Origin of the sequence: uncultured Kriegella sp. (assembly GCF_963975415.1) — a bacterium.
Taxonomy (GTDB): domain Bacteria; phylum Bacteroidota; class Bacteroidia; order Flavobacteriales; family Flavobacteriaceae; genus Kriegella.
Genome location: NZ_CAXBGN010000002.1, coordinates 692792 through 705309 on the forward strand (window position 1 = coordinate 692792; position 12518 = coordinate 705309).

Genomic DNA, 12518 nt, shown 5'->3' on the forward strand with positions numbered 1-12518 from the left:
GATATTTAATTACTGATATACATTACGCGAAAAGCACAATAATCAATCAGTATAATAATACCTGAAATTAATTTTTTTTAGAACAAAAAACCTATTTATACTAATTTTTAGTTAATTATGCATAAATTAATCTTAAATACAGTAAAATACTTCGGAATATACTGTGCCTCCTAACATTTTTTAGGCTAAAACTACTGTAGAATGAAACTCGATCGAAAAGACCTCAAAATATTGGACCTACTGCAAGAGAATGCCAATATTAGCAACAAACAAATTGCCTTGGCGACGAACCTTACTTTGACACCGGTTTACGAGCGCATCAAGAAACTAACTGCATTCTCATTACTAAAGAAGAAGGTGTATTTACTGAACCGAAAAAAGCTGGGATTAAATGTTATGGTGCTGGTTTCTGTAAAAATTGAAAAACATTCGGAAGAGGGGGCACTTTCCTTCATGAACGAAATAAAGAAATTTCCGGAAGTGGTGGAGTGCCTTCACGTTACCGGAGCTTTTGATTTTCAATTAAAGGTGTGTACTAAAGACATCGACCATTACCACGAATTTAATTTTAAAAAACTGGCTACTATAAAAAACATCAGTCAAATGGAAAGTTATTTTGTTATGAAAGAGGTGATCAACACTACCAGACTGCCTTTGTTTATCAATCAAAATCACTAAACACCAACTATGATCCTACCAAATTAAAAACGCAATTAGGCATCGTACCAGGCCCTGAAAGCCCTATAGGATATCGATAATCTCAATCTGGGTACCATTAAACATCACACGATCATGCTTTGATTTACCAATTAAGAGTTGTGCAATCGGTGTCTTAATAGATATGCAGTATACAGCTTGACTCTTCGTTTTATACTCACCAGCAGAAATTGCCAAAAAATAATCTGCTTTTGAGGTTTTTACCCAACTCCCAAGTTGCGCCTTCTCAAAATGATTCTTTACCACGACCTTTACCAGGGTTTGTTTCATCTTCTCGGCTTCGGCCAATTGATGCCCCAACTTTTCACGCTCCAGTTGCAACATCGCCCGACCGGTTTCATGTTTATCGCCTGCACTACTTTTCGTCTCCGAGGTCAAAGACTCCTGAATTCCTTTGATGTTGTTTTGAATTCGCATAATCCTATCGTCAACAAACGCACGACAAAAATCATAGAGCTCTTGTTTTGTTGTCATTTAATGCAAGTCTCTTTCCACTTTTGAACCTGAGCCCCCGACCAGAAAATCAAGATCGGCACCCTTATCGGCTTGTTCCACATGGTCGATATATATTTTCACGTACCCTCTATTTGCCAAAGGTTCAGGGGCTTTCCATGCCGTCTTTCGCTTTGCCAGTTCAGCATCGGAGACATCTAGATGTAGTTTGCGATTGGGAACATCAAGTTCGATAAGGTCACCATTTTGCACCAAGGCCAAGGTACCACCAACCGTCGATTCTGGTGAAACATGGAGAATAACCGTTCCGGCTGCCGTACCACTCATGCGTCCATCGGAAATACGTACGATATCTTTAACACCTTGAAGTATCAATTTTTCGGGCAAATCTACATTTCCAACCTCTGCCATTCCCGGGTAGCCTTTGGGGCCTACTCCTTTTAGTACTATAACACTGTCTTTATCAATATCAAGATGTGGGTCGTCAATACGGTTGTGATAATCTTCAATACTCTCAAAAACCACTGCCTTGCCTTTGTGTTGCATCAATTCTTTCGATGCTGCGGATGGTTTGATTACCGCGCCATTCTCACAAAGATTCCCTTTTAACACTGCAATACCCGCCTCTGTTTGTAAAGGCTTTTTCAAAGTAGATATCACATCGGTGTCGTAGCAAACTGCATCCTCATAATTCTCCGAAAAGCCCTTGCCATTAACGGTAACGCTGTCTGAATGCAGCAGTTCCTTTAATTCTTTTAGCACCACCGGAAGTCCGCCTGCATAGAAAAAATCTTCCATCAAATGCTTGCCCGATGGTTTAAGATTGACCAAAAGCGGCACTTTACTACCAATTCGATCAAAATCTTCCAACTTTAAATCGACCCCAATACGGCCTGCAATAGCTGTCAAATGAATAATCAAATTTGTAGATCCCCCAACGGCGGCATTTGTTATAATGGCATTCTCAAACGCTTTTCGTGTCAATATTTTGGAAAGTTTTAAATCTTCCTTAACCATTTCAACGATACGTCTTCCGGAAAGTTGGGCAAAAAGTTTTTTACGGGAATCAACGGCAGGAATTGATGAAAACCCGGGTAAGGTCAATCCTAAGGCTTCGACCATTGTAGCCATTGTACTCGCTGTACCCATAGTGTTACAATGGCCAATGCTACGAGCCACGCAGACCTCCGCTTCAATAAAATCAGCATCTGTATAACCCTCCAATTTCTGTCTTTCCTTGACCATCCAATTCATCGACCCCGAACCAATTTTTTCACCTCGAAAACGGCCACTCAACATGGGACCGCCTGGAACCACAATGGTCGGAAGATCCACACTACAGGCCCCCATTACCGTCGACGGCGTGGTTTTATCACAACCCGTTAGCAGTACAATGCCATCTAACGGATTGCCTCGAATCGACTCTTCGGTATCCATACTGGCAAGATTTCGAAAAAGCATGCTTGTCGGCCGAATAAGAGTTTCACCCAGTGACATTACCGGAAACTCCAATGGAACTCCGCCTGCTTCTAAAATACCGCGTTTAACAATCTCGGCAACATCGCGAAGATGGCCATTACAAGGCGTAAGTTCTGACCATGTATTGCAAATACCGATGACCGGTTTTCCTTCAAAATAATCATCGGGATAGCCCTGATTTCTAAGCCATGAACGGTGTGTAAAGTTCATTTTTTTGTCATCACTTTTGAACCATTCACTACTGCGAAGATGTTTCTTTTCTGCCATGTTGCTAAGCTGTTTAATCCGTTGCTATCTTCCAAATATAATAAGTTATAGTCTGATTTATTTAAAACATTTCGGAAGGACCAATTTTATGTCGAGAACGTACCCCTTCGGTATTTCAATACCCCCGAACGGGAAATCGAATAATTTTTGTAATTTGATATTAGAATCGTTCCCCCCCATTGATACCTAAAATTTTAAACTTCTGTTTATGCAGAAAGGTCTTGAAATACCTTCTATTTATGTTTCATATGCATGGAATCCTGAAAGCGATGCCATAGTCGATGCTATTGAAAAAGCATTTGGAAAACGGAACGTGCACATTATTAGGGATAAAAACGATTTGCAGTATAAGGGAAGAATTAAAGATTTTATGGAGCGCCTAGGTCAAGGCAATTGCGTGATTCTGGTTGTTAGCAATAAATACCTTCGGTCTGAGAATTGTATGTTCGAACTCCTGCAGATCTTTAAGAACCAAAACTTCTACGAGCGAATTTTTCCATTGGTGTTGGATGATGTTAAAATCGCCAAGGCGACAGATCGTATTGATCTTGTAAAATACTGGGAGGATGAAACTGAAAACCTAGACATCAAAATCAGGGAGCTAAAAGACCTTTCCAATATTCAAGGGGTGACCGACGACCTTAACCTATACACCGAAATACGCCATAATATTGCGCGGTTGACCAATATTCTCAAAGACATCAACACTTTAAATACCAATCGGCATATTAACTCGGATTATGAGCAGCTCTATAGCCTTGTTCGTCAAAAAATCGATGAAGATATAAGCAGCAGCAAAGATGTCAAGCTTAATGACGACACCGCTAAAGCGATTGAAGACCCCATTGGTGGCAACCCCAACATTCTAGTACGAATCAGCACAAAAATATTTGGAACAACTACATTTCTAGAATTCTTTAGAAAAAATCAAAACGGAGCCATCAAATTCGGAATAACTGCCGTTATTGGGGTTTTAGCCTTATTTTTAGTGCTTCCTCAATTTAGCATCAACTCGGAAAATGCAGCTCCGGAAGAGGTCGACTCAGGCACTTCCACGCCCCATGATTCCGTAGTTCTTGTCGAAAAAGATTCAACTCTCAACACCAATATTCAAAAAGAAGAGACAGCAAGCGCGGAACCGGCAGCAATGTATACGGTAGATCTTGTTGTGCCATCAACTATGGTAAATGGGTCGGTCTTTGTAGATGGTAAACCAGCAAATGTTCTAGAAAGAAATTTGCTCTTTATAAAGATTCGGGTTGAACAGAAGAAAGATAGTTACCATTTTGAAATTAAAGATGGAGCCACTAGCTGTTCTTCCGATAAGTTGATTTCAAAAGACAATGAAGAACTCATATTGTGTGACTAGTATTCTAGCTAGTTCTTTGTCAACTCTAGAAACAGTCTGTTTCTTCGAAATAAAACAAATTATACAGAAAATAAGCCTAATCATACAATGACAATGGCATACGACCAAAAATTATAATACCTTGATAATGAACCCTCAATATGACAATTTTATGAAAATTGTTACGCGCACACTGCTAATAATCTGCTTCTTATGTCTTATACCAAAGAACGTGAACGCCTTGAATCAATCAAATAATAATGATTCGATTGTATACGTTTGGGACTTTAGGGTGAGTGATGCCTCGATCAAAGAAATTGGGAGTATGCTTACCGATGATTTTGAAACCGAGTTGATCAATTCCAGTCTCTATACTGTGCTTGAGCGCAGGCATTATAATCGAGTGCTATCACATCGAAATCTGGAAAATAGAATAGCCAATATTCAAACGTTGCCCTCCGCATCAAAGGATAGTCTTAAGGCGAACAAAGCCGGGGTAGTTATTTTTGGTGAGGTTAAAGATGATATCAATAGCGGGGTGTACGAAGTTACCGTGACCTTTCAAAGACTAGATGAAATAATTCTGCGAAAAGGGAGCATACTGATTGGTCGGGGACTGATTGCCGATAATCAAACACGAAAAAACTTTATGAAAGATTTGGTGAACCGGGTACATGAAAAAGAACATATAGCCTTAAAGAAAGAACAATATGAACTGATTTCGGAAGTGTTAAAGACTTATATGGTTCGTGCGCGGGATGTTCAAACTCGGTTTGAGGATAGTGCACGCTTCGCCTTTGACGATCAAAATTATCTCGAAGAACTGGGTATTACCATATTTGCTTACAACGATATTTTTGAAAAGCTTACTGCCAACAGAGCAAAGTATCACTTGGATTTTATAAAACATTGGGAAGAGCCCAGAGGTCGGGAACTTGAGACAATTTTGAGCGGCATTCTTGACAATATCCATATTACCTATATTCTTAGGTTGCGGCAAATTCGTTTGGCTATAGCAGAATATGGAAAAAGTACCGCAAGCAAAAAAGAAAAGAAAAAGATGCGAAGCGACATACTTAAAAAAACCAAGGAAATGACTGATGACCTCGGAAGACAAATCGATATCATGCATGGAAAGATAAACCCATTTCTTTCCCATTTACAAGTTGAAATCAGTGGTTGATTTGATATGTAGAACCTAAATATTAAATTATGAAAAAATCTAGCTTATTTAAAATTATGGCGATTGGCCTATTGGCGGTCATAACAAGTTGTGGCGGTTCTGACCCGCCTGGTACAATATTTATTCCTGACTTCACAGCTACTTGGCCGGTCGATGGCGAAGAAGGTTATTTTATGAATTTGCAGTATCCTGACGACCCAAAATATGACGATGGTCCAGTACAATCAGGTGCGATTTTAGGTGAAGAGCAGCATGAGGATGATGATGACCCCCGACATTTCAATATCCTCAAAGGTAATTTTAACGGTCTTGATATTGAATTTACAATTGAGCGCGAAAATGGTGACAAGATAACATACAATGGCAAAATGACTCCTATAAGTGAAACGAATCATTTCATTGTCAAAATAGAATTACATTCCTCTGAAGGAAACGTTGTCTTGTCACGCTAATACAATTGTTAAATCGTATTTCAGCACCTACGCCCATTGGGAAAGAAAAAGAATCATACCAAATCGGCCAATTCCTTCCCAACCAGGCTTCCTATTGCAACACCCATACCCCCCAAACGAACACCACAAAATACGTTGTGCGATATGGATTGTACTATAGGCATCTTTTCATTACCCACTCCCATTATGCCGCTCCACCTTCGCTCAATTTTAAAGGGAGTCTCTGGCAAAATCACTTCTGCCAATAGTTTTTCCAATTGAGATTGTATTTGATCCGTTTCTCCTAAAACATCCGTTTCCTCGCCTTTAAAGTCTAGATTTCTACCCCCTCCCAACAAAATCCGTCCATCTATATTCCTAAAATAGTAATACCCTTCATCTAAATGAAAAGTTCCCTTGATATGTAAATTTGCGATTGGTTTGGTAATCAACACCTGTGCGCGCGCAGGTTTTACATTTTCCCTCTTTAATAAATGGGATGCAAAACCATTTGTAGCAATCAACAACTTTTTTGTTTTAAATTCAAATTGATCGGTTTTGACCGACACCGCGACGCCATGCTCAGAAAATTCCAAAACTGCCACTGAATTCAAAATATAAATTCCTTGGCTTTGCACCAATTGCAGCAGAGAGTCCATCATCTTACCCGTATCGAGCTGCGCTTCAAAATTATTGGTAATATAGTTTTGCTTGATCTTCTTGAACCCGAAAGAGTTTCCCTGCAGCTTAAAAACATCCTCATTAAAAATGGGATGTAGTATTTCATTTACTTCCAAAATTCTTTCCGAACATTGGACAAACAGTTCATGTTGGGTTTTTAAAAAAAGCTCGTGGCCACCATACCGTTGAAAGGCCATGGTCTTGTCGGGCAAATTTTTACGGAGTAGTTCGAGGCCCTTCCATCGCTTCTCAACCAATGCATAGACCTCTTCCCTAGAATGTTCTCGAAAGTCTGCCAAAATCTCGGAAATGCTCCCAAAACATGCAAATCCGGCATTTTTAGTACTTGCCCCTTGGGGAAGGGTTCCTCTTTCCAGTATTAGAATTTTGGCTTTCGAAAAACGTTTCCTCAATTGCAGCGCGCAATTAAGCCCTACAATACCGCTACCGACAATTGTATAATCAATATCTGACAGCCATGTCTTGTATTCCCAATAGCTCAAACGCATACCAATAAAATAACTACTGAAAGACCTATGTCTTCGGCTAGTACACTAGTTTTCGGCACTGGTAAGCTTTCCTAGCCTTTTAAACCGTAGGGTCTGTTTTATTTCAAAGAAACAAGCAAGTCTCGTATTCATTTATCGTTTTCAAACACATTTCATCGGTAAACAGAACAAATCAAAGCGCATCAAAGTCAGACAATCAGTAAAAACCGACCATTGGGTTTGTACGCCCAAGTGAAACACCGAGCATTTTGACCAGGAACAAGCTTTAAATCGGCTCTTTCTACTAGAGTTTTATCTACTCTTCCGGCTTGGGGTCCATTTTAAAGCTTTCCATAAACGAAGTGGTATAATTCCCCGCCAAATAATCGGGGTGATCCATCAACTGCCTATGAAAAGGTATCGTTGTCTTCACTCCTTCAATTACGAATTCATCAAGCGCCCGTTTCATTTTGTTGATTGCCTCTTCACGGGTCTGCGCCGTAGTAATAAGTTTGGCAATCATCGAATCGTAATTAGGTGGAATCATATAGCCGCTATACACATGGGTATCCATACGTACGCCATGCCCCCCAGGAATGTGTAAAGTGGTAATCTTACCAGGAGATGGTCTAAACCCATTGTAAGGGTCTTCAGCATTGATCCTGCACTCTATGGAGTGTAATTTCGGAATATAGTTCTTTCCGGAAATAGGGACACCACCGGCCACTAATATCTGTTCCCTGATCAAGTCATAATCAATTACCTGCTCCGTTATAGGGTGCTCTACTTGAATACGCGTATTCATCTCCATAAAATAAAATTTCCGGTGCTTATCTACCAAAAACTCTATCGTACCCGCTCCTTCATATTTTATAAATTCAGATGCTTTTACAGCTGCCTTACCCATCGCATCCCTCAATTTATCAGTCATAAAAGGGGAAGGAGTCTCTTCGGTCAATTTTTGATGGCGCCGTTGAATAGAACAATCCCGCTCTGAAAGGTGACAGGCCTTCCCATATTGGTCTCCTACTATCTGAATTTCAATATGGCGCGGATCTTCAATCAACTTTTCCATGTACATGCCTCCATTTCCAAAAGCAGCTGTGGCCTCTTGAACCGCGCTCTCAAAAAGATCTTGCATTTCCTCTTCGGCCCAAACGGCCCGCATTCCTTTACCACCACCACCGGCGGTCGCTTTTATCATCACCGGATACCCCATTTTCTTGGCTATCTTTTTGGCATCCTCCACATCTTTTAAAAGTCCTTCCGAACCAGGAATCGTTGGTACTCCCGCCTTTTTCATGGTCTCTTTGGCAGAAGCCTTATCGCCCATACGGTCAATATGCTCACCTGAAGCACCAATAAACTTTATCTCATGCTCTGCACAAATTTTCGAGAATTTTGAATTCTCGGATAGAAATCCATAACCGGGATGTATCGCATCGGCATTGGTTATCTCTGCGGCTGCTATGATGTTAGGTATTTTCAGATAAGATTCACTACTCGGAGCCGGACCTATACACACCGCTTCATCTGCAAATCTTACATGCAAACTTTCTTCATCGGCCTTTGAATATACGGCAACGGTCTTTATGCCCATTTCTTTACAGGTTCGAATAATTCGCAGTGCAATCTCACCCCTGTTTGCAATCAATATTTTTTTAAACATAACCGTTTTGAAATTTCAAATTACAGCCTCCAAATTCTAAACATTTGAACCGGAGTTTGAATATTGTTCCGATTGCTATCGGATTGGGATTTATTTTTACGACGGATCTACCAAGAACAAGGGTTGATCAAACTCAACTGGAGAGGAATCTTCTACCAGTACCTTGACTATCTTGCCCGACACTTCAGACTCGATATCGTTGAACAACTTCATGGCCTCAATCACACAAAGTACATCACCCTTGGCTATTTCGCTACCAACTTCGACAAACACAGGTTTGTCGGGAGACGGTTTTCTATAAAAAGTACCTATTATGGGTGACTTAATTGTAATGTATTTGGAATCGTCTTTTACGGTATCTTTCGATGTACTTTCCACAGGCTGTGCTGCAGGCGCCTCGGGCTGGGCATGAGACATAGGCGCAATAGGTTGCCCTACCGGAATCTGTTGTACCATAGTAGTCGCACCTTTAAAATTGCCATCACCTGTACGAATGGTAATCTTAATATCGTCTGTTTCTAGCTTTACTTCGGTCGCACCTGATTTCGCTACAAACTTAATCAGGCTCTGAATCTCTTTTATATCCATGAAATTTGGTTTTATTTTATAATTTGGTTTTGAAGAACTTAATAGCGCTAATTATAGGCCCATTTCAAATAAATGGAACCCCAGGTAAACCCTCCGCCAAACGCGGCAAAAACGAGCTTGTCTCCTTTCTTTAATTGGCCTTCATAATCATTTAAGAGCAGTGGCAAAGTGGCCGATGTGGTATTACCATAGCGTTGAATATTCATCATCACCTTTGAACTATCAAGACCCATTCGATTAGAAGTTGCATCAATAATTCTTTTATTAGCTTGATGAGGTACCAACCACGCTACATCATCCCCTTCCAAGTCGTTGCGCTCCATTATTTTTGCCGCTGCATCGGCCATATTGGTTACTGCAAACTTGAATACGGTTTTGCCATCTTGATAGATAAAATGTTGTCTATTCTTGACCGTTTCCTCCGAGGCGGGCAACAACGAACCTCCAGCATCCATTTTCAAAAAGTTTCTTCCCACACCATCTGACCGCAAATACTCGTCTTGAAGCCCCAAACCTTCTGTATTGGGTTCAAAGAGAACGGCTCCTGCGCCATCGCCAAAAATAATGCAAGTAGTTCGATCCGTATAATCTACAATCGATGACATTTTATCTGCTCCTACCAATAATACTTTTTTATATCGGCCAGATTCTATATAAGCTGCAGCCGTTGACATGCCATACAAAAAACTGGAGCATGCCGCATGCAAATCATATGAAAAAGCGTTTGTTGCCCCAATACTAGAGGCCAATAAAGCCGCTGTTGAAGCCACAAACATATCTGGGGTAGCCGTAGCCACCAATATCAAATCGATTTCCTTGGGGTCAATCGCTTTTTTTTGAAGGAGGTCTTCCGTAGCCTTTATGGCCAAATAGGAAGTTCCTTCGCCTTCTTCGGGCTTTAAAATTCTTCTTTCCTTAATCCCCGTTCGGGTAGTGATCCACTCATCGTTGGTCTCTACCATATCTTCCAACATCTTATTGGTCAATACAAAGTTAGGCACATATGCCCCCACAGCCGTTATAGCTGCTGAAAATTTGTTCATGCTAAAGTTGTTTTTGTATCAGAAAACCTTCAAAAACATATCAAAAGTTGTGAAAATTAGTGATTTTTTACGACTTTCTGATTAAAATCCGGATTTTTTAGAATTCCTATGAATATCCAAGAATTACCATATAATCGAACTACATGGCAATGCGGGGACTCGAAAAAAATAATCTTACTTTTGGTCAACAAAAAAACTCCCAATCTTGAAAGAGTGAGAGTTCTTATTTCAATGCCCTTGTTTCTAGGCTTCTGCTTCTTCAGTTTTGTCAATCAAAACCTGGCCCTTATAGTACAATTTACCTTCATGCCAATGTGCACGGTGGAATAAATGTATTTCACCAGTAGTAGGATCCGTTGCCAAAGTAGAAGCTACGGCTTTATAATGCGTTCTTCTTTTATCCCTTCTGGTTTTTGAAATTTTTCTTTTAGGATGCGCCATTTTAACTTATTTATCCGTTAATAATTTTTTCAGTGTATCCCATCTGGGATCATTCTCATCTTTATTTTCCTTGGTCTCTTTTGGTTGCAGGGCCGCCAATTTCTCAAGTGCTTCCGATTTAAGCGTGCCGTCTACTACCCCTGGATGTATTCTTTTTTGGGGAACGGCCAACACCAACATCTCATAGACATACTGAGCTATGTTCACTTGATGTTCCCCATGCGGAATAATCAAAAGCTCATCGTCCTCGTCATTGAATTCGTCACCAAATTTAACCACAAGTTCGAGCTTAGCCTCTATTTCTTGGTCGAAGGGTTCTCTGGTAAGGTCACAATCGACATTTACCAATCCCGAAGCCCTCATATCGAGTTCTAACATAGTACCCGTTTTATTCAAAATGACCGCTAAGTCAATATCGGCACCATTAAACTCATCATACTCAAAAGATTCAAAGAACTTTTTGTCAATACTATACTTAAACTCGTGTTTTCCTTGCTTCAATCCAGAGAAAGGAATACTAAACTCCTTTTGCTTCATCATGTAACACTGCTATATTGTTAAGTACGCCCTTTCAAAGGCGGGGGCAAAGATAATATTTTTTTGGTAAAACCCAATTTGAAAAACAAAATATATAACTACTAGTTATAAGAATGTGCATTACGAATCGACTTCTTCTGCGATTATCGTCTTATTTTCTGTTTTTGCAGCGTGTTTTCAGTCAATTCCATGTATTCCTGTCTATTTCTAAAAATTTGGATTGCCATAAAAACGGCCTCCTTGAAAGAGCTATGGTCGGCTTGTCCTTTTCCAGCAATCTCATAGGCCGTACCATGGTCTGGAGATGTGCGTACCTTTGGAAGTCCGGCAGTAAAATTGACTCCCTTTCCAAAAGACAAGGTTTTGAAAGGTATGAGCCCTTGGTCGTGATATGCGGCAAGTACGGCGTCAAAGTTTTTGTAGGCATCGGAGCCAAAGAAACTGTCAGCGGCATACGGACCAAAAACCAAGTGGCCAGAATCATACATCTCTCTTATCACAGGTTTCAAGACTTCTTCATCTTCTTTTCCGATAATTCCATTATCCCCGCTATGTGGATTTATACCCAACAGAGCCACCTTCGGTCGTCGAATGCCAAAATCTACCTGTAAAGATTTCTCGATTGTTCGCACTTTAGTACGGATCAAAATAGCATTTATGGCAGATGGCGCATCTTTTACGGCAACATGATCCGTTAACAACCCCACTTTAAGATCGTCGGTCACCATGAACATCAAACTCTCCCCTCCAAGTTCTTGAGCAAGATAATCGGTATGCCCTGGAAATTTAAAGTCTTCTGCTTGAATATTATTCTTATTTATTGGTGCGGTGACGAGCACGTCGATATCTCCTTTTTTCAAGGCTTCAACAGCGGCTCTTAGTGATTTTATTGCGTAGTCACCACTTTCTTTTGTTGCCTCGCCAAATCGTACTTTAGGCACTTCTTTCCAAACATTGACCACATTTATTTTGCCCTCTAACGCTTTAGACGCCTCATGTACCCCATTGTATTTAATATCTAATTTCAATTCGTTCTTTTGAAAAGAAATGGTTTTGTTGGATGCAAAAAAGACAGGGGTACAAAAATCGAGCATCCGGGTATCTTCGAAAGTTTTTAATGCCACTTCGCACCCGATACCGTTAAGGTCCCCGATAGATATCCCTAGTTTTATTTTCTGATTTTCCTCCATAAT

The 12518-nt window shown here is 40.3% G+C and carries 13 protein-coding genes; 4 read left to right on the forward strand and 9 right to left on the reverse strand.

What is annotated here, in order from left to right; genetic code table 11:
• Positions 1-201 precede the first annotated feature (201 nt).
• Positions 202-678: an Lrp/AsnC family transcriptional regulator gene (locus tag AACZ88_RS06780; RefSeq protein WP_339708093.1), complete on the forward strand. Its 477-nt coding sequence runs from the start codon at positions 202-204 to the stop codon at positions 676-678.
• A 63-nt stretch (positions 679-741) separates the two neighbouring features.
• Here the strand turns inward: AACZ88_RS06780 and AACZ88_RS06785 are convergent, their stop codons facing one another.
• Positions 742-1191 (reverse strand): 3-oxoacyl-ACP synthase, encoded by a 450-nt coding sequence (locus AACZ88_RS06785; RefSeq protein ID WP_339708096.1) that lies wholly within the window; start codon positions 1189-1191, stop codon positions 742-744.
• Positions 1192-2916, reverse strand: coding sequence for an IlvD/Edd family dehydratase (locus tag AACZ88_RS06790; protein WP_339708100.1), 1725 nt, complete (start codon positions 2914-2916; stop codon positions 1192-1194).
• 208 nt (positions 2917-3124) lie between these two features.
• On the opposite strand from AACZ88_RS06790, the gene AACZ88_RS06795 reads away from it, so the two are divergent.
• The 3 genes from AACZ88_RS06795 (at position 3125) to AACZ88_RS06805 (ending at position 5899) form a co-directional block, all read left to right on the forward strand.
• On the forward strand, positions 3125-4285 hold the full coding sequence (locus AACZ88_RS06795) for a toll/interleukin-1 receptor domain-containing protein (RefSeq protein WP_339708103.1): 1161 nt from the start codon (positions 3125-3127) through the stop codon (positions 4283-4285).
• Between the two features lie 151 nt (positions 4286-4436).
• A complete protein-coding gene (locus tag AACZ88_RS06800; RefSeq protein WP_339708106.1) occupies positions 4437-5447 on the forward strand; it encodes a hypothetical protein in 1011 nt (336 codons plus the stop codon).
• 29 nt (positions 5448-5476) lie between these two features.
• Positions 5477-5899: a hypothetical protein gene (locus tag AACZ88_RS06805; RefSeq protein ID WP_339708109.1), complete on the forward strand. Its 423-nt coding sequence runs from the start codon at positions 5477-5479 to the stop codon at positions 5897-5899.
• Positions 5900-5952: 53 nt separating this feature from the next.
• Here AACZ88_RS06805 and AACZ88_RS06810 read toward each other — a convergent pair whose 3' ends face one another.
• The 7 genes from AACZ88_RS06810 to pdxA form a co-directional block, all read right to left on the reverse strand.
• Complete coding sequence (locus AACZ88_RS06810) at positions 5953-7068, reverse strand: FAD-dependent oxidoreductase (RefSeq protein WP_339708112.1); 1116 nt, start codon at positions 7066-7068, stop codon at positions 5953-5955.
• A gap of 295 nt (positions 7069-7363) precedes the next feature.
• Positions 7364-8716, reverse strand: coding sequence for an acetyl-CoA carboxylase biotin carboxylase subunit (gene accC / locus AACZ88_RS06815; protein ID WP_339708115.1), 1353 nt, complete (start codon positions 8714-8716; stop codon positions 7364-7366).
• A gap of 96 nt (positions 8717-8812) precedes the next feature.
• On the reverse strand, positions 8813-9304 hold the full coding sequence (accB, locus tag AACZ88_RS06820; RefSeq protein ID WP_339708118.1) for an acetyl-CoA carboxylase biotin carboxyl carrier protein: 492 nt from the start codon (positions 9302-9304) through the stop codon (positions 8813-8815).
• A 47-nt stretch (positions 9305-9351) separates the two neighbouring features.
• The gene (locus AACZ88_RS06825) at positions 9352-10347 is read right to left on the reverse strand and encodes a beta-ketoacyl-ACP synthase III (protein WP_339708121.1); all 996 of its coding nucleotides are present in this window, start codon (positions 10345-10347) and stop codon (positions 9352-9354) included.
• 243 nt (positions 10348-10590) lie between these two features.
• Positions 10591-10788, reverse strand: coding sequence for a 50S ribosomal protein L32 (rpmF, locus tag AACZ88_RS06830; RefSeq protein ID WP_339708123.1), 198 nt, complete (start codon positions 10786-10788; stop codon positions 10591-10593).
• A 6-nt stretch (positions 10789-10794) separates the two neighbouring features.
• Complete coding sequence (locus AACZ88_RS06835; protein ID WP_339708126.1) at positions 10795-11328, reverse strand: DUF177 domain-containing protein; 534 nt, start codon at positions 11326-11328, stop codon at positions 10795-10797.
• A gap of 140 nt (positions 11329-11468) precedes the next feature.
• Positions 11469-12515: a 4-hydroxythreonine-4-phosphate dehydrogenase PdxA gene (pdxA, locus tag AACZ88_RS06840; RefSeq protein ID WP_339708223.1), complete on the reverse strand. Its 1047-nt coding sequence runs from the start codon at positions 12513-12515 to the stop codon at positions 11469-11471.
• Positions 12516-12518 lie beyond the last annotated feature (3 nt).